The organism is Dryocola clanedunensis (genome assembly GCF_038405435.1).
GTDB classification, from domain to species: Bacteria; Pseudomonadota; Gammaproteobacteria; order Enterobacterales; family Enterobacteriaceae; genus Dryocola; species Dryocola clanedunensis_A.
In genome coordinates, this window is the sequence record NZ_JBBYHZ010000022.1 from 1 (window position 1) to 18,329 (window position 18,329).

16 protein-coding genes and 1 pseudogene are annotated in these 18,329 nt (G+C 52.1%); 2 read left to right on the forward strand and 15 right to left on the reverse strand.

The genetic code is table 11. The features are described 5' to 3' along the window. Positions 1-135: 135 nt before the first annotated feature. Entirely contained in the window at positions 136-930 is a 795-nt protein-coding gene (locus tag AAE045_RS22650; RefSeq protein WP_455549593.1) for a hypothetical protein, read from the reverse strand. A 274-nt stretch (positions 931-1,204) separates the two neighbouring features. Here AAE045_RS22650 and AAE045_RS22655 point away from each other — a divergent pair, with 274 nt between their 5' ends. Continuing rightward, positions 1,205-1,546 (forward strand): DUF1294 domain-containing protein, encoded by a 342-nt coding sequence (locus AAE045_RS22655; RefSeq protein WP_455549594.1) that lies wholly within the window; start codon positions 1,205-1,207, stop codon positions 1,544-1,546. A 1,121-nt stretch (positions 1,547-2,667) separates the two neighbouring features. Here AAE045_RS22655 and mobH read toward each other — a convergent pair. From mobH to AAE045_RS22680, 5 genes are all read right to left on the reverse strand, one after another. Continuing rightward, positions 2,668-4,275, reverse strand: coding sequence for a MobH family relaxase (mobH, locus tag AAE045_RS22660; protein ID WP_455549595.1), 1,608 nt, complete (start codon positions 4,273-4,275; stop codon positions 2,668-2,670). Between the two features lie 114 nt (positions 4,276-4,389). Next, a complete protein-coding gene (locus tag AAE045_RS22665; protein WP_455549596.1) occupies positions 4,390-4,761 on the reverse strand; it encodes a hypothetical protein in 372 nt (123 codons plus the stop codon). 77 nt (positions 4,762-4,838) lie between these two features. Beyond that, complete coding sequence (locus AAE045_RS22670; RefSeq protein ID WP_455549597.1) at positions 4,839-5,735, reverse strand: ArdC family protein; 897 nt, start codon at positions 5,733-5,735, stop codon at positions 4,839-4,841. Between the two features lie 63 nt (positions 5,736-5,798). Beyond that, positions 5,799-6,089, reverse strand: a complete 291-nt coding sequence (locus AAE045_RS22675; protein WP_455549598.1) for a hypothetical protein — start codon at positions 6,087-6,089, stop codon at positions 5,799-5,801. Positions 6,090-7,024: 935 nt separating this feature from the next. Beyond that, a complete protein-coding gene (locus tag AAE045_RS22680; protein ID WP_455549599.1) occupies positions 7,025-7,264 on the reverse strand; it encodes a NirD/YgiW/YdeI family stress tolerance protein in 240 nt (79 codons plus the stop codon). A 276-nt stretch (positions 7,265-7,540) separates the two neighbouring features. Between AAE045_RS22680 and AAE045_RS22685 the strand changes: the two genes are divergently transcribed. Continuing rightward, positions 7,541-8,335, forward strand: a complete 795-nt coding sequence (locus AAE045_RS22685; RefSeq protein ID WP_455549600.1) for an OBAP family protein — start codon at positions 7,541-7,543, stop codon at positions 8,333-8,335. 310 nt (positions 8,336-8,645) lie between these two features. Here the strand turns inward: AAE045_RS22685 and AAE045_RS22690 are convergent, their stop codons facing one another. The 9 genes and pseudogenes from AAE045_RS22690 to AAE045_RS22730 all read right to left on the reverse strand — a co-directional run bounded on the left by AAE045_RS22690 (position 8,646) and on the right by AAE045_RS22730 (position 17,928). Next, on the reverse strand, positions 8,646-9,647 hold the full coding sequence (locus tag AAE045_RS22690) for an alpha/beta fold hydrolase (RefSeq protein ID WP_455549601.1): 1,002 nt from the start codon (positions 9,645-9,647) through the stop codon (positions 8,646-8,648). Positions 9,648-10,362: 715 nt separating this feature from the next. Continuing rightward, positions 10,363-10,568: pseudogene (locus tag AAE045_RS22695) on the reverse strand (IS3 family transposase); the annotation flags it as partial. 165 nt (positions 10,569-10,733) lie between these two features. Continuing rightward, on the reverse strand, positions 10,734-12,221 hold the full coding sequence (locus AAE045_RS22700; RefSeq protein ID WP_455549602.1) for a conjugal transfer protein TraG N-terminal domain-containing protein: 1,488 nt from the start codon (positions 12,219-12,221) through the stop codon (positions 10,734-10,736). Beyond that, positions 12,218-13,564 carry an integrating conjugative element protein gene (locus tag AAE045_RS22705; protein WP_455549603.1) on the reverse strand — a complete coding sequence of 449 codons (1,347 nt, stop codon included), beginning with the start codon at positions 13,562-13,564 and terminating at the stop codon, positions 12,218-12,220. The genes AAE045_RS22700 and AAE045_RS22705 overlap by 4 nt, the downstream gene beginning before the upstream one ends. An 11-nt stretch (positions 13,565-13,575) precedes the next feature. Continuing rightward, positions 13,576-14,508, reverse strand: a complete 933-nt coding sequence (locus AAE045_RS22710) for a TIGR03756 family integrating conjugative element protein (protein ID WP_455549604.1) — start codon at positions 14,506-14,508, stop codon at positions 13,576-13,578. 140 nt (positions 14,509-14,648) lie between these two features. Further along, positions 14,649-15,827, reverse strand: coding sequence for an AIR synthase related protein (locus AAE045_RS22715; protein ID WP_455549605.1), 1,179 nt, complete (start codon positions 15,825-15,827; stop codon positions 14,649-14,651). Between the two features lie 17 nt (positions 15,828-15,844). Then, positions 15,845-16,453 (reverse strand): hypothetical protein, encoded by a 609-nt coding sequence (locus AAE045_RS22720; protein WP_455549606.1) that lies wholly within the window; start codon positions 16,451-16,453, stop codon positions 15,845-15,847. After that, positions 16,450-17,166: an SDR family NAD(P)-dependent oxidoreductase gene (locus AAE045_RS22725; RefSeq protein WP_455549607.1), complete on the reverse strand. Its 717-nt coding sequence runs from the start codon at positions 17,164-17,166 to the stop codon at positions 16,450-16,452. Before AAE045_RS22725 ends, AAE045_RS22720 begins: the two co-directional genes overlap by 4 nt. A 9-nt stretch (positions 17,167-17,175) precedes the next feature. After that, complete coding sequence (locus AAE045_RS22730; RefSeq protein ID WP_455549608.1) at positions 17,176-17,928, reverse strand: hypothetical protein; 753 nt, start codon at positions 17,926-17,928, stop codon at positions 17,176-17,178. Positions 17,929-18,329: the final 401 nt, after the last annotated feature.

The following is an 18,329-nucleotide window of genomic DNA, read 5'->3' on the forward strand; positions in this document are numbered from 1 at the left end:
TATCATCCGGATAGATTAGGCTGAATGTGTTACCTGTGTGGCCGGTCTGATCTGTAACCTATGTGACCGGTCGTACAATAAGCGCCATCCACCGTTGAATAATATCGTTCCGCGTAACCCGAACTGCGTTATAAATTAAAACTGGTAGGTGTAGGCTAATAACACCCGCTTATCCGCTTCGTCGAGATAGGTATTATTATCCAACACAAACGTATAGGCCTTCACCGACTGATGTTTGGTAAAGGAATAGCCTAAGCCGACGCCGCCAAAATAGCCCTTATAATTATCGCCATCTTCGTTTTTAGAGCCGTAGGATCCCGCAAGAAATGCCAGCATGCGCAGCTTAGGCGTAAACGGTTTTAAGACAAACGCGCCGAGATAGCCGCTGCTGCCGGAAGTATCCATTTCAACAAACCCATTTTCCGGCGACAGATCGCCGCTAAAGCCGGGCTGCGCGCATTTGCCGTCATCCTCACAGCCCGGATGGTCGCCCGTATTGTAGGTATAGCCCGCCATCGGGAAGATCTGGAAGCCCGCAGGCTCAATGCCGAAATAGCTTAACGGCAGGAAGGTGCCGACGGAGTAGTTGGTCTGCGAGGCACCGTTCGGGTAATCATTTTTACCGAAATTAAAATTCATAATGCCAATGGGGAACAGCCACGAGCCGCCCACGCGCCACTCGCTGGCATCGCTGTTAATGCGGACGTTCAGCTTGCGCGCCTCATCCAGCGCCAGCGACGCCGAGAAGGTAACGTTGCTGTCATTCATTTCGTAGTTATCCGCCCAGGAAATACCCACCTTGGTCGTCACTTTCGTCGGGTCGTCATCCTGTTTTTCCTGATTGGATGTTATCGCGCCTGTTTCCGCCAGCGCCTGGCCGGATAAGAACGCAAGCAGAAAAGCGGAGGAAGCGAGCAGGGGGAATTTCATGATTTAACCTTGTGTCTTCTGAAGGGGAAAATAACCTCAGCAGACCAGGCAACTGAGCGAGGGCGAATTATAAACGCTTGAGTGGTTTTAATTTAAAACTAATTAAGAGAAGAGAGTTTAAATATAATATTTAACGACTGGCTTACATTATCTTTCGAAGTTTTACAAGTTAGCTTTCTGGACTCAGACTTAATTAAGCTGGGTCAGTTTCATCTGAACACCATCAGGAAGTCAGGTATAGTTGCTGCCGTTTTCAGAACTGGCAGCGGGACATATGAATATTAATCGATTTTGCTATTTGCTCTTGTTAGCGGCGGCGGCGGCCAGCGCCGCTGTGCCTTATCCTTTTGCGGCATGGCTTCTCGCCGTCAGCCTGCTGACTTTTTTACTCTACGGCGTGGACAAGCGCGCCGCGCAGAAGCAAAACCGCAGAATACCGGAGGCGACGCTGCTGCTCTTCGGGATCGCGGGAGGCTGGCCCGGTGCCATCTTCGGCCAGCAGCTCTTCCGCCATAAAACGCAGAAGCAGCCGTTCAGGACTTATTTTTATATCAGCATATTGTTGAACGTAGCGGGGCTGGTGGCTCTGTGGCGCTGGGTGTTCTTTGCCGGATGACATTTCACTTATCCGTCCTGCATTTTCATATGAATTTTTTGGACGAGGGCTAGCAACTTTGGGATCAGCCAGGGCTGCGTCGGTATCGAGTTCAGAAGCCGAGGTCGTTGCCCTCAGGTGAGAAGAAATAAGAGCGGGGCGTTACAGTGGTGATAATATTTCTGACACTAATCAGAAATAATAATTATTCACTCTGCCAGTCGAACAAGGTTTTAGCCTTATATCAATCGAACCTTATATAATCCTACCTGTCAATTTGCGGACTATTCTTGCGATTGTTGAATGGATTTGATTTGGGCTTGCTGTTATAAAAATCCAAGGGAATATACTCAATTCCAGATGGAGGGATGAATGAACTGGTTGTTTTATCTGGGGTGCTGGTGGCGGGTAAAAAAATCCGAAGCCATGAATGTATTTGAACTCCTTGCACAGGGCTGCCGTTCAATACTCCATGTGACAAGAGATATGCTCAGGCTGATCATGAGGATGCACTGGGGCATATGCTAAATAGCGATACGTTGTACATGCGCCCAGCGCAGGCACCTCTGCGCCAACAACTGCTGGCACGTAACATGTCTGAATCCGTAAAAATCAGTCTGGACAGGACCCTCTGATCGGGGCGGGAAGAACATCCACCAATACCCATTGGCATTATGGAATATATCACGTATAAATGGTCCGGTTCTGGGCTTAACTGGAAACCTTTCGATTATTGCGTGGCTCATGAATGCATCCTGGTAGAGATTAAGACTGAATTATCTTCTTTTCCCTTAGGTTGATCTATGTTCTTCAAATAATGTTGTCTCTAACCTGCATGTAATTAAATAAGTTGGGCGCTATTTTTCGACTGCTCATTAGAAAGGATCCTGTACGACATGCCGCACGGTAGAAAATCTGCCTTTTGAAAAAAACAGAATAAAAATGATTATTATCATAAATGTATGAAGAATTACCGGTGCAAATTAACAAAGAAAAAATATTCGCTCTGACGGAACCATGACCAGTTCTGGCATCAGACCAGGTCATGGTGTGCATGAGGAAGGCACCGACCCACCAACAGACGTCGCGTTGTTGAAGGCCTGAGGAAAAGAAATGGGATGTGTTTTCACATGTCTTGCAAATTACAGTTGCTCGTGGACCAGTTTCAACCACGGATTATTCATCGGCACATTTTCCCCAAACAAGTGCTGTGGTTCTGGTAACAAAAAACCTTTCAGATGACGGGTTTTGCCTGGTGATTTGACCTCGCAGGTCCAGATGTAGCTGTCCTCACTGCTGTGTTTAAGCAGCCCCTGTGCCTGAAGTTCTTTCTGAGCCAGCTTCCATTCATTGCCTGTTGTGCCAGTGGTTTCCTGCATATAGCGCTTAAAGATCCCAGGCGTAACAAGAAAGACATTATCCTCCACCAGATGCACATAAGCCCGCTGGCTGTTAACGGCACCCGTTACGGTGACATGTGTTTTCAGCCAGTCCATAAAGGGAACGGTGTTGGTGCTTACGGGATGATTGGCTGCCGGGATCACGGGCAGGTCGGGTATCACTAATTCGGGTGTAGGTACGACATTAGCGGTTTCCTGATTTTCAATGGCCGGTGTGACACTTCCGGCAAACACGGGGGGGCGTGATTCAGCTTGTTGCCATATTACCGCTGGGGCGATGCGCAGCAGAGTGAGCGGTTCATCCGGCGACCAGCCTTTTTCGGAACAAATCTTACAGCGCCAGATCCCTTTCTCGCCGTTTGCCACAATAACCTGTTGTGCCAGTAGCTCATCGAACAGTCGGTTATTGTTTTCCGGAACACTTGTGATGCCATGCTGTAGCAGCCAGGCGCGTATCCTGTCGGCGGTAGGCTTACTGACCAGCCACAGTGCATCTTGCGTTAACCAGCCATCAGAGCCGCAGTCCTGATTATTCAGCCGGTACTCTCCCTGAACCAGTGCCCGTAATGCCGTGAGAAGCTGTTGTGCAAGGGAATCAGGTTTCTGCGCCAGTGCCGTTTTGATATTGCCACCCAGATCCTTCGCGACGGAGGCCTTATCGGACTGCTGTACCAGTTCAGCCAGCACGCCCGCCCGTTCACCGTGGCCGGCAAGCTGGTAAACAAGAGAAGAAAACACAGCAGGGTAGCCTGCCAGCCAGTCCAGTAATGGCGTGGGTAACACCTGATTGACCAGCAATGCGCAAGCCACCGGATGCAGGTGATAGTCACGGCCAGGGATGAATTGCCAGCGGTAAGGCTGAGACAGTGGATTTTGCCATGGATACCAGCGTGTGCCGTCGAACTGATGAATCTGCATATCTGTGGCGGTTTTTCCTGCATCGTGCAGCAACGCTGCGCAAATCACCGCAACTGTCCAGGCACTGGCCTGTCGCGCCTGTTCTTCAGAATCGGCTTCCGGTGGCAGCAGGTAACCCTGGCGTAGCCGGGCAGCGTGACAGGTGACCTCCAGCGAATGGTCCAGCAGGCCTCCGGCTCCGGCGTGATGGTGGTTTTTTGAGGCGGGGAGCTGCTGCACCTGTTCTGCGAAACGATGGATAGTGGTGAGGATCCAGTCGTCAAACAACTTATCAGGCAGCGGGGTCAATTGCCGTAGCTGGTACAGGCAGGACTGGCGTAATGGCGTCGCCAGCAACTGACAGGCGGACTGGGATGCAACCCACCCCAGCGGCAACGTAGCCTCTGATGCAGCCTGCGAGCAGTAAAAACACTTCTTAAGCCATTTCATCATAGTGCGCTTTTCCGGAAAGGCCCTTTACCCTTGTTGCCCTTCCTTTGCAGAATGGCCTTTGGCTTTTTGCCCGTAAGGTACAGTGACCAGCTTACGCTGGCCACTGTGAGTGAATTACCACCAGGCATAAAACAGCAGTCTGTTTTTATCGAAATCAAACGTATCAAGCGTCTCCTTCACCCATCGGGTGAGGGTATGGATATCTTGCCAGTAGGCCTCACCATAATCCGTATAGCCGTAGAAAAAACCCTCAATCGTAGGGAATACGGCACAACAGTTGTCCGGCGTCAGGCTTTGCAGATCGCTGAGCAGCAGGATTAAATGCATTTCAGTTATCTCCATCAGGTTGCGGTTATAAACCTGCCCGACATGCCTGTCTATCCAGTAGAGCAGGGGATTGACCTTGCGGAAATACCCTGTTGTCTCGTAATGATCAGAATCTGGCAATGCCCTCATCTGTTCAAAGAACCAGAGATCGAGTCCCATATGTTATTCCTTCTGTCAGATAAGAGGAGCCCCTCCCCGAAGGAGATAACTCCCCTTCGGGTGGACTGTCAGATCCTTCACTGACAGCGTTGTGGTGTTGTGTTAAACAGCCATTCACAAGCGTTGCGTGCCATACCACTTGCGCGGATCACGGCGTGTTTATCCTGACGCAGGAGCGCGAGCCAGTAGCTGATATAACTGGCATGCTGGAGCCGTCCCTCAATACCGCAGTGTGCGCACAGAAAGGCAGATCCCATTTCGGCCACCATTTCTTCCATGGCGTAGGCTTCTCCTTCTGCTCCCGTATTGGCAATACCGGTACGATTAAGACGTGAAGGATGACCCGTTGCATGCGTCAGCTCATGGAGCAGGGTGGCGTAATAGGCTTCCCTGCTTTCAAACTGCAGCGGATGCGGCATCATCACCCGATCGGTTGCAGGCTGATAATATGCCTGTGACTGTACCCGGTGACGGACTTTCACACCGCTGTGTGCGACGATGGCCTCCGCGGCCTCGACCGGCTGGTCAGGTCGGGAAACGGGGTCGTACAACGATGACGGTAAACCATCACACTGAGAGAGGTTAAATAACCGGAACTCGCGGGCAATACCGAAGTGGTGTCTCCGCGGAGTTCCCGTGTCATCCAGCAGCGGCTTGCCCTGATCATCGCGCAGCTCGCGGAAACGTGGCAGATAAAGCACCGCAAGGGATGATTTTTCTCCCTTATGTACCCAGCCACCAAGTAATCTGACCTGATGGAAGGTCAGCCAGCGATCACTGGCGAAGCTTTCCTGACTGGCTCGGCTCCACAACAGTGGGATATTGATACCATGATACGGCCGACCGGAAAGCGCATTGATCGGAAAAGGAGGTTCGCCGTCGCGCCAGGGACGCAGCCAGGGGATGCAATCCTGTTCCAGCTCCACAATGATCTGATCGGTGACTTTCTGATAGATGTCGTGATGTCTGTCCATAAAATGGGCCTCGTGGAAAGATGCCGGTTCGGCACCTCAGAAGAGAACGAACCGGCGATAAGATCAGGCGAACGGGGCAGGTGAAACCAGCACGTGATGCTGTGCACGGATCAGCCTGAGCGATAAAGCGATCGGTGTTGCCATATCCCCCTGCGGCGGCAGACAGTAAAGGGTAAAAGTGAGCGTTTCCCGTACCGTTCCGGCGGTACGCAAAGTGAGCAGGACAGACAGCAGCAGATTGCTCAGGCGTTCTTCCATCAGAGCGGGGTCGTCTGGATAGTCCACTGCGGATTGCCAGACGGTCTGGTCAATTACCACCGGCATCAGCGAGGGAAGGTTGTCGTTTAAAGTCATGGTATTTCTCCTGTCAAGAAGCAGGGAAACACCCTTGCAGGGCGTATTCCCTGCGGGGTGATATGAGGCGAGTATCCTGCGCAGTGCGCCGTTCGTTGCTTCCGGATATATGACGAACTTATTGCATGACAGGATGAAGTGTTTGCCTTATCCCTTAAAAAAAGGAGCGAAAATTCTTCATTAATCGTAAAGAATTTGTGCTGCCCTGAATTGGGGGAATGAAGCTCATGTCAGACGGTTCGTCAGCGCGATGAAAATGACTACATATCTACATGCCAACCCCAGTTGCAAGTAAGCGTCGTTCCAGTCGTGCAATTACCCATTGTTATATTCAGGTAATCATTAAAATTGTTATCCGATTTTTCTCAACGAAAGTATAGGGTTAGTCAGGAATCGAACTCGTAACTTGATCAGAAATTCATGCTTTCGTTTACAGCGACCGTTGCCTTGCCACTCGTTTCCGTTCTCATGCAAAAACGCTGTTGTGGGATGGGCTGCACCCCGCTTTGCCTGTCAGGATAGAGCAGTGATAAAAGCGGCTTATCACCTTCTTACCAGAGCCTCTGCTTAAGGGGCATACCGAAACGACCTGCCAGGGATTTCTGTCTCGTAAAAGACTTGTACTGTGCCTCCTGAATACTACGAAAATTTGTTATTACAGGGATAATCCTGGAGTCTCACGAGTTGCGGAGAGTCATTCTGGAGTGGTCAACAATAACTAGCCACAGCTTAGAGCTATTCCTGCATCGACTTTCCGATTTTCGTGCGACCTGAGCGCGCAGTAATACCCAACGATATAATCTGTGATTTCATGGGCAGCATCGCTCAAGCTTACATAAACCTGAGAGTGCATAGCGCGATGGATTATTTTTTGAGCTGATCAATGCGGACGACCGGAGGCGACATATTCATTTCGAGACTGACGTTAATTTTGATCATCGGATCGGGTTGTACTCACATCTATCAGTGACCGCTTTGGCAAAGATGACCTCGATGGCGCCCGTTTTATCACGGAATAGGTATCGGTCCTCTTCTTTGTGCTCTATGAGATTACCGGGCAATGAAAGCGTTGCGCCAACATGCAGGGTCTTGGCAAATTTGACCGTCATTGCTCGTTCATCACCCATTCCGCGAAAGCCATCTCCGATTTTATGCGGCGGCGGGCTGGGCAACATTTTCTTTCAGTCCCTGGGGGTATTCTGCCTGAACACTTTGCATATCTATAAAGGATCATACAATCAATACGTTGCTTTCATCGCATCTCTTTGGTGCCTAAGAACGCAAACATATAACACTGGTTGTTATCCTTTTGTTTCGCAAGTCCTGGGATGCGCGATACTGCTTCGAGCGCTGGCGTTTCACGTTCGATGTGGCGTTCGCTGACAAAAGCGCATCTGACGGATCCCCGCATCTGTACTACTTTCAGTAAAGTGATTTTTCGGAGGAGGCCTATGAAATCATTACCGCTTTTATGTCTTACAAGCCTGATGCTCATGGGCTGCGGCGCGAACAATACCGCGCCCGGAACTGATGTTCCGGGTGAGAAACCCTCTACCCTGATGCGTACGCTTGAAACCGGGGCGCAGCTAATCCAGTCTCGCCCGCCGGTTGATGCCATCAGCACGTATCTGGATGGTTTCCATTTTTACAGTGGTGATAAAAACGGCCAGATGGAAGCCCATCACTATGTGACGATACTGAATGAGGACGTCATGCAGGCCGTGATTTACGACGGAAACACCCGGGACGCTAGGCTGATGGGCGTGGAATATATCATTAGCGAACGCCTGTTTAAAACACTTCCCGCTGAGGAAAAAAAGCTCTGGCATAGCCATCAGTATGAAGTGAAATCCGGTAATTTGATTGCGCCTGGGCTACCTGCGGCGGCGGATAAAACGCTGATGAGCAGGATTGTGAATACCTATGGCAAAACGTGGCATACCTGGCATACGGACCGGGATAAAACGCTGCCGCTCGGTATTCCGGCGTTGATGATGGGCTTTACCGGAGAAGGGCAACTGGATCCTGCGCTGCTGGCAGACAGAGACCGTCGACTTGACGTCAACACTCAGGACATCAAACGTGAGCGCCAGGATTTGGAAGCGCGTCCGGTTGTTAAGGGTACAGACGTCTGGCAGCACGGCGAGGTAATCCAGCTCAAACGGGTGAATGACGCGGGTGAACATGGGCACGGTGAGACTAGGTATTTCGGTACTTCGGAGCAAAGTCAGCAGGCAAAAGAGTAAATACAGGAGCCGATATGAAAGTTCATAATCTTAACTGAGGGTGCAAGTGTCCCGCGGCCCCCAAATGTAATGAACATATCCAAAAAGCGGGGGCATGTCTTCTTTCAATAGTAATCAAATCACCAGATCCTATCAGGGGTGCTCCAGGTGAACTGTATTAGTTGCCTACTATTAACAATAACAGGCCATTATATAAAAGCGGGGCGACACGAGGTCCGGAAAATTATTTAGAATAAAAATGTGGCGCGCCTTGAGATAACCCGAATCGGGAGTGGTGTCATCGGGTTATCGAGGCTGTATTACTGATTTGTCATTCGAGTCCTTTCAAAAGCGCGTTATGAAAACGTGAAGGATCCTGCATTTGCGGAGCGTGTCCCAGATCGTCAAATTCGACGAGCGTGGCATGCGGAATGCGTTTTGCTGTTTCTTTGCCCAGAACCGTGTAGTTGCCTAATTTCTTCTGGTCTTCCGCCGTCGCGGTATCCTTGCCGATGGCGGTGTTATCTTTGGTGCCGATCATCAGCAGCACCGGCATTTTCAATTCGCCAAATTCATAGATAACAGGCTGGGAGAAGATCATGTCGTAGAGGAGAGCAGAGTTCCAGGCCACAATCTCTTTGCCCGGGCCGTTATTCAGCCCAGCCAGCATGGTCACCCAACGTTCGTATTCTGGTTTCCATTGCCCGACATAATAGGTGTTCTTTTCATATTTTCGGATGCTCTCGGCATTGGTGCGAAGTTCGCGCTGATACCACTGGTCCACTGACTGATAGGGCACGCCAAGTGTTTTCCAGTCTTCAAGTCCGATGGGATTGACCATCACTAACTTCTCGACCTGCTGCGGATACATCAAGGCGTAGCGGGTGGCTAACATTCCTCCGGTGGAATGCCCAGTTAGCGTAACACGTTCAATTCCAAGCTTATTCAGTAACGCATGGGTATTATTGGCCAACTGTTGAAAACTGTATTGATAATGCAGAGGTTTACTTGATTTACAGAAGCCAATTTGATCGGGCGCGATTACACGGTATCCGGCATTGGTCAACGCCTTGATGGTGGATTCCCAGGTGCCTGCACAAAAATTTTTACCGTGCATCAGTACGACCGTACGCCCGTTTGCTTTTTCCGGGTGGACGTCCAGATAAGCCATTTCCAGCGATTGTTGTTGAGAGGTAAAGGCAAAATTCTTTGTTGGCCAAGCGTAGTCAAAACCTTCGAGCCTGGCACCGTAAGATGGCAAATCTGCCGCAAAGCCAGGCGGTGCGGAAAGCATTAATAAAAGTCCGAGACGGGATAATCGACGCGATGACATGCAAGTTTCTCCATAAGCAGTAAAATAGACCGCCGGTTGGCAGTCGCAAGCCTAAAATGTAGAACATGCGGTGCGCACGTAACGTAAAGAGAGGTAAAGTCATAATGTGAGCTTAAGTGGCAGCATTCGACTGCGCAACGTAATAGGACAATGCTTCCAGCCGGGTACCCAAAAGGTTAAAACAGCTAAATAACATAAGCGTTTTCATTTATCGGCCACGATAGTATTAGGTTTCCATTTCAGGGAAAACAACTGAAAAGGGATGATATAATTGACATAATAAAGGAACCCGGCGTTAAGTATTATCAAAAACCAATTAGGGGCGTAGTACTGCAAGCTACCATTCCGGGTCGGCCCGAGAGAGCAGACCTGGATAAAACAAGGTTTAACGGTATCACCTCGGAATAAGCCAAATGGCGACATCCTCACGCATTTGAAGATTCGCGCTTCGTGTATGGTGGCTGATGTCGGCAATGCCAGACTTACCGGTTATGGTTCGCACGCTAACGTAACCGTTGCCAGGCGTGTGTACTCGTTAACCAAGATCTCTTTTCCGCAAACGGCGTGACCATCATGGGGTTCCGCTTGGAAAACGGAATATATGGTACTCCCGTATTTGACGATAAATAGGCTTGCTTGAATCTACCCGGTTTCTGAATGAGATTATATTCCCGCGCCGCGATGAGTGAATCACCACGGATAATCTAGACCTTCCGAGCCATTGATAATGTTGGTTTTCGTATTCAGCAAGTGGCATTTGATTGCTCATGTCATGCCCAAGCCTATAGTTATAAAATATTTCGATGTAATCAAAAATATCACGACGGGCTTCTTCCCGCGTTCCATAGTTCATTTGTTTATTCGTTAGCGTTTCAGTAGCTGGAACAAGCTTTCAGCAACTGTGTTGTCGAGACAGTTACCCCCGGCTACGGAATATAAACCCCTATATAAGACTCAAATATTCGAAGGGGGGATGAAAACCAGGCCCAAATGATGTGTGGGGATTGTCCGTTTCTCGCATCACGCCCCCGAATTGTTTCAAAAAAGCCAGTACCTATTGAACGTAGTGGCAGCGCACATTGATGGTTATCTTAGCAATAATTCACCCATGCGCCCGCCACCACCCTTTATATCCCCTGATCCTGAGGTGATTATCCCGGCGACAGCGCCGCCAACCCGCACGCCAGTCCATGTCAGCGCACCCAGCCAGAATATCGGCAGCACCACAAACATTGTCCCCATCACCACATTAACAATCAAATCATCGGAAGCGTTTTGTAGTCCATAGAGGTTGAAATGCGAAGCGCCATTCTCACTGTAGAGTATCGTCATCAGCCAGCTGTCCAGCCAGCGGGCCAGTTCCCACCAGAAGGAGAGGAAGAAAAGGGCAAACTGGATGACACTGAGGGTTATCACCGTTTTTAATTCCCAGGCTGAAAACAGCAGAATAACCGGCAGTGAGATAACCAGCGCCATCTCCAGAAAGGCCTGCACCATAGGTAGTGCCTGGCGCACACTGTCAAAGGCGGGAAATAGGGCGAGGCTTGACACCGACATTCCGGCGATGCTGCCCAGACGGCTTAGGGCCTGCGAGGCACTGAGGTTATCCCCGGCATTGCCGCCAAACCCGTTATACACCAGCCCACCCTGTGAAACCTGCACAGTGCGCTGGCTGACCAGCGAGCGCAGCACCGCTTCTTCGTACTCGTCTTTCGACTGACCCAGTTTTTGCAGTTGCTGCCAGAGGGACGTATCGACCTGTTGCAGTAACCGATCCTTAAGCCCCACATCTCCGTCAGACCACCACTGTTTGCACGTGGGGTAGCCGCCGTTGCCGGTATCGACCAGACCGTCATCGCGGCTGGCGTCATAAGGCCAGGCTTCACGCGGTGTGCGGGAGTGGTCGCTTTCGTAGTAGCCGGGTGTGGAGAGATAAAATGAAGAGCCTGTCCAGTCCACTTCCCGGCTCTGCTCTTCGCTGATATCGTTTCCCTCACGCTTTAACCGGGCGCGGGAAGGGCCGTAGCAGTCATTGACGAAATCCTGCAATTCCTGCGCCAGCGCCGGATCGGCAAGCCGGGTATGCTGCACGTCAAAACGGATCTGGCGCAGATCCGGCTGGCAGGGGAGTACCGCGACGGCGGCGCTGGTGAGGCCTTTACTCAGCGCATGGTTGAAGTACCACCACACCGGTACGGCTGCCGTCTGGCCGCTGAGTTCGTTTATCAACGGTGCGTAGCCGGAATCACCGGGCTGCACCACCGAGGTGCCACACTGTTTTGTCCGCTGGCTGTCATAGCTGAGGGTGTTGATATCGACATTCAGAAACGGCACACCGGCAAACATAATGACCAGCAGGGCGGCATAGACATAGTGCTCCAGCCACAGCACCAGTAGCCGGGCGCTGTTGCCTTCATCGGCGCCCTGGCCGCGCGCTTTCAGCCACAGGGCAATCAGCTTTGCCAGCAAGGGGAGGGCAAACAGGCCAGTGGCAATGATCGTGTGCCAGACGCCGTTATTCACCAGCCAGCCGAGCAGGGTCAGCACATATTCGAAGTAGCTGTTGGCGGTCACGGCTGGCTGTCCGCTTGCGGATTGTTCAGGTCATGCACCCGGCGATCGCTGTCATCCGGCACTTGTACTGCCTGGCCCTGTAACTGGTCGCGCTGGTGTTTGCGTTGCAGGATCTGGCTGGCCGCATTGCCGGTTAACGCATGGCGAAAATCCAGCTCCAGCTTCAGTTGTGTGAGCTCTTCATCAAGCTGTGCTGTGGTTTTGCTTAAGCTTTCCTGGGCCTCTTTCTCGCTGGCGATATTGGGTTCCCGCATACCGGCCAGCAGCGTGCGGCGGGCCATCAGTGCCTGCTCCGTCACGCGGGAAAGGGCAAGTTCCCCCGCCAGCCGCTGCGTCAGCACGCTGGCATCGGGGTCGTCGCGGAGTGCCTCCACCACGCCGCGTGTCAGTTGCATACTGCCGCCGGAGGCTTTCGCCAGATTCTCAAAGGTGGGTTTCTGGTTGCCATTAATCAGATCGACAAGCAGCGGCTGGATCTTCTGCTGTTCCTCATCGATCAGCGGATGCAGGCCGATCCCGGCCTGTGCGCCGGGCGGGCTGTCCTCGCTCATGCTGATGGTCTGTTCGCCCACCACTCTGGTCATCCAGTCGGCGGCCTCCTGCGGGTTTTGCCAGACGCTGCACAGCTCACCCTCGCATTCAGCAGTTGTTATTGTGGCGCTGCTGGTGGCAGGCTGATGGTTGAGCATGTTGTAGCCCGCCGTGGTCGCATCATGTACCAGCCGGATCGGCGGCTGGCCACTGCCACCGTATTTTTCACCACCTACCCAGCGTTTACCGTTTTTCGCGGCTTCCTGAGAAGCCTTCTGATCGGCGCGGATGGCATCCCGATCGCTTGCGGCAATCGCCTGATAGTTCTCCGCTTTCGCCCGGGCAAACCATGCCGAGTCGTAAACCAGATCGGTCATTTTCTCCCCCATCTTCTGGCAGCTCAGCAGGGACTTATCAAAATCCAGCCGTCCCTGAAGCACCCCATTGGTCAGCAGATCGTAAAGCTGGGGATTGGCGCGCTGGATGATCATGGCGGGCAGGCTGGCGACGGCGCTGGTGGCGCTTTCAATCACTTCGCCCATCAGCTGCTGGAAACCGTCCGTCACCCCGTTAAGCTGGTTACGCACCGTGGTGTCGATATCAAAATTGCCGCACATCATGTCGGCATTCCAGCCGACACCGACATTAAGCGGCGTCGGGCTGTGTTTAACCAGCGCGGGCATCACCGCTTCACCCCCGCCAATCTGGTAGTAGAGCAGGTCATCCACGGAACCCTGTTTTTTAAAGCTGTAGTCGTCCGTGGCATGGCTGCAACATGTGACGAACAGCAGGATCAGAAATGGGGAGCGCATGATTATCCTCCTTAGCCGGTACTGCCGAGAAAGGTTTGCCCGCGCCGTGGGCAGCAACTGTAAGGCCGCCACAGCGTCCAGACGTAAGCGCCGTCGTCGGCCAGCCTGTCGGCGTAGCTGTCGGTGGCGGACCCATCGGGGAATATGGCACAGGAGTGGCTCATTTTCGGGGCCAGCATCTGCCACTGGTGGTTATTGCTGTCTCCCTCCTGTACCGGATCCGGGGGCCAGTAGCCGTCGTGCGCGGAAGCGGTCAGGGGACGATAGATATGCGGCTGCCCGCGGCGGGTCACCAGGTCGGCGGCTCGCTGGGCTATCACCGCCCCCGCTTTATAGTCATGCGTCTGGCTGAGCGCCCCGGCGCGCGGGTAGATATTGCCCCACAGATCGCCATCCTTGCCGACCTCGCGCATTCCGGGCGTCAGCGCTTCCGGCCAGAACATTTCCGGCATGCCGCTGCGCCAGGCTGCGGCATCAAGCTGACTGATGAAATAAGGAAAAAAGGGCGTGGCGGAGGGCGAGCAGACATAGCCAAATTCGGAGAAGAACTTCGCCAGTTCGTCACCTGCCGGGAAGCCGATGGCATCGGCGTTTTTGAAACGTACCTTGCTGTGCTGGCCGACGGCGCGGGGATTAGTATCGCCACCGCCTTCGGCAATACCCGGCAGCGGTGGGCTTAGCGGCGACATCTCGGTCCACGGGTTTTGCCCGGTGACGCTGTAGGCCGAGACCACCATGTCGGGGCGGAAGTGGCGCACTTTGACGGAGGTGCGCACAGTGCAGCCGAACGGCGTGCACTGTAACCAGTAGCACGTGCCCACCACGCGGTATTTTACGCAGTCCGGGGTAAGGGCAGAGGCGGCTATTTCCGGCGTGGTGAGGGCGAATGCCGGGTAAACGAGCCCCGGCAACGTCGCCACTAACAGTAAAGTGCTTTTCAGCATATCCCCTCCGCGTTTTCCTGTGGAAAAAGAGGTGTACCGCGGAGGGGATGCCTGTGACTGCAATAAACTCAGTACCGAATGAAAAATTTGTTTCACTGACAATGGCTGCATCAGTGATAACGGGGACTTTGCCTGTCAACTCAGTCGCGACGGAAGACATGGGTTTCGCCAGCGAAATCAATCTCCACTTCGACACCCGAATCAATCTTCTCTGTATAACCCATCATTTTTGCGGCAATGCCGAAACGTTCCGCTGTTTCGATAACCGTCCCGGCATCATCCGGCGCACAAACAATTTCAAGACGCTGGCCAAGATTCAGAACACGAACAAGATCGCGCGGAGACAGGTTCCCCGTTTCGCAAACCAGCCTGAAAATGGGTGGCATCTCAAACAGGTTGTTTTTCACATATTTAATGCCTGAACCGAATTTAAGGCATTTTGTCAGGCCCCCGCCGGTATTATGGAAAATAGCTGAGATATTCAGCGTCTTTTTATCCAGTAGCGTTTTAACCACGGGCAGATAGGTGCGTGTCGGTGATAGCAGTGCTTCGCCAATGTTCATCCCGCCACCGTGCGGGAGTGCATCTCCCAGCAGGAAGCGTCCGATATATGCGTTGTCTTCTGACGCCGGATCATAAGTATCGGGCCCAATATCCCGGTACTTCGCAGACAATAACTCATGTCGGACAGCCTTTAATCCATTAGTCCCAATACCGGAGTTCTCCGTATCCTCATACACTGCGCGTCCGGAAGAGGCTAAACCGATAATGACCTGCCCGGGCTGGACGTTGCCGGCATCAATAATCTCTGAGCGGCGCATCCTGGCACTGATGGTGGAGTCGATGACAACTGACCTGACGAGATCGCCAATATCTGCCGTTTCTCCGCCACAGAACTGGAAATCGATACCATGAGCAGACATGCGCTGACCGAACTCCCGGTAGCCCGAGATGACATGACGAAGCATCTCTTTGTCGAAAACACGCGCGTTCCGACCAATAGTATTGGACACGAGCATGGGCCCGGTTGCCCCCACGCACAGCAGATCGTCAGTGTTCATGACCAGGCTGTCCTGCGCCAGCCCCTTAAATACGCGGTAGTCTCCCGTTTCGCGGTGCATCAGCATCGCGACGGTGGATTTTGTCCCCACGCCATCCGCATGCATCAGGGTGCAAAACTCGGGGTCACCCCTGAAGACGTCGGGAGAGACGGGGCAAAATGCGCCAGGAAACAGACCTGAACCGGTGTCTGCAATCGCGTACTCAACGTCGGGTTTGTCCGGGGAGACGCCCCGGTCTTCATAGCTGATTTTTGACATGGGTAACCTTGTAGCATTCAGTATTGTGATGTTTGTTCGTGCCGCTCCTGGCCCAGAATTTGTGCGAAAAGACATTCAATCTCATCATTGCTGACGGAACGGCTTCCCCATACCCGGGTTGAGGACAATAAGAGCGGCTCCCCGACCGGCTTCAGGCCGAGCCTGGCAAGGGTATTTCCTGTCTCCACGACATCCACCGCCATGTCATAAACGAAAGGGACAAGAAATTCTCCGCTGCCCGTAACTTCTTCAACGACAGGATGCTTGTCCTGCTTTTCAAAATAAGCACTGGCCAGATGGGGGAAGGGAGAGGCAACCTGTGATTCGTTCGTCAGCGTAATATCTTCTGTCTGACTGATGAGGGCAATTTTTGAGTAACACCAGCCCGTATCGCAAATACTCCGCAGCGCAACGCCGCTTTCAGCGACCCATTCATCGCAGGTTACCCCGTAAGATAACTTTTCGCGGAAAATCAGATTCGGGATATCGCGGGCCTTGAGATAATAGAAGTGGAGTGGCGTTCTTTTTCCTTTGATTCGTTCCCGCAGCGCCTTTTCAAGCGCCTGGCTTTTGGTTAAAAATCTGCCCTTAGGCAATCCAATATGTACGGTGTGGTTCTTGTTCATGATGACCTCCTTTGCATACTGTCTATATGAATGTCGGAAGGCTCCAGGATGGGATCGCAGAAGAGGCAGAATTCAATTACCTCAGCCACGGCTTCGGCAGTCAGTGCGCCGGGCCGCATGCCGGGTGATTTTCCGTTAAAGCCCGTATCCACGCGTCCGGGGGCGATGAACGTTACGCGTATCCCGGATTTTCGCCACTCTTCCCGTAATGCGGCACTCATCAGACGAAGGGCTCCTTTAGAGGCGCAATACGCTGCCGCATTTTCAAAGCCGATGACGCCCGCATCAGACCCGACATTGACAATCGTTGAGACATCTCCACTTTTCGGGTCTCGTCTGAGGTACGGCAGCAGCGCTTTTGCCAGTTCAAAAGGCGCCAGGACGTTCGTCTCCAGGACGGTTGAAAACATTTTGCGCGGGAAACGTGCTGAGTCACCGAAAGCGCCAAATCCGGCATTATTCACGAGCCCCGTCAGCGGCGGCAAATGGCTGCATTGTGCTTTGAGGGCGGAGATTGTGGCGGAACGGGCGATATCTCCGGTAATACACTTCACGTCTGTACCGCGTGAAATGCACTCGTGCGCCACATCTGCGAGCCTGCTTTCGTTGCGGGCTGTCAGGACAAGGGTTCGGCTATGAGTGGCGATACGGCGTGCAACCGCCGCACCGATACCGGAGCTGGCACCCGTGATGACAATAGTCTGTGGTGTCATTTCAGCTCCTTACGTCACTATTTTGAAAGGTAAGGCAAGGTTGAACTGGTGAATGCGTTCAACGTCCAGGGGGCGTATATCTGCTCCGCACAGGGCCGCCAGTGCTTTATATTCAGAACGATGTTTTTCAATAATACCGGCGATGATGTCCACATCCGGGCTGGTTTTAGATGATGATGGAACACGCCAGTCAACGGCATACTTTCGGCCCCAGCCGTTTAACCGAAGCTGGTTCGAACAGCGGGCCGGATAGCCGAATTTGTGGGCAGTATTGAAACGATAAATAACCCCGGCCATGCCCAGGATGTCCAGAACGGCGGGCGCGCCATAAGAATCTAATAATCCGGGTTCTTTCTGAAGGCGGGATGAAATATCCCGGACGGTATCGTCGCCCAGTAAATAAATATGATTTTTAAAGCCAATGACGGCTTCAAATGCCTGATCAAATGCCAGTAATCCATTGATGAAAAATTTTATGACCCCGAAAAATGCCTCCAGATGATATAAGTCAGGCGCATGCTTCAGAGAATAACAGGTGTATCGCATGGGAAGCGTTCTTTTCAGACACGCGTGATCTGGTGTTCCTGATTCAGTAATCAGGTTACCGAAGAAGGCTAATTTTTCTTCAGGAGAACAATCAGCGAGAATAATATCTGGCTGTCTGCATAACAACCCGCCATCAGCATCGACAAATCCCTGGCCGCCATCTGATACGACCAGACTTTGCCTGCTCTCAGGCACGTGATGATTTTGAGCAGTCATTTACATACTCCTTAAATCACTGAGTCACGGGTGAAGACAGAAACACTTCAGCCCCCGCCAGTGCGTGAAGGATGGATAACGGGTGTCCCGTCTTACCCCGCACAGACATGAGCAGTTCAGCTACACATGAAATTGCCGTTAAAAAAATAAGGTTTATCCCGGCAGAAGGTATCGATGGAAATCACAAAAACAGATCAACATATCGTTTAAGTGGTATAAATCAGATCAATATCACGAGATTATGTGTTATTCTGGTTTTTATTTCTAAATGTAAAATTAAGATAAACAATACAGCAAAGTGATAACAAAAAATAACTACCACTCTGATCTGACACGTGTCAGGCGGATGAGGGGAGTAGCGGTTCAGGGCAGGGCAGGGAAGCAGGCAGGATAATGGGGTC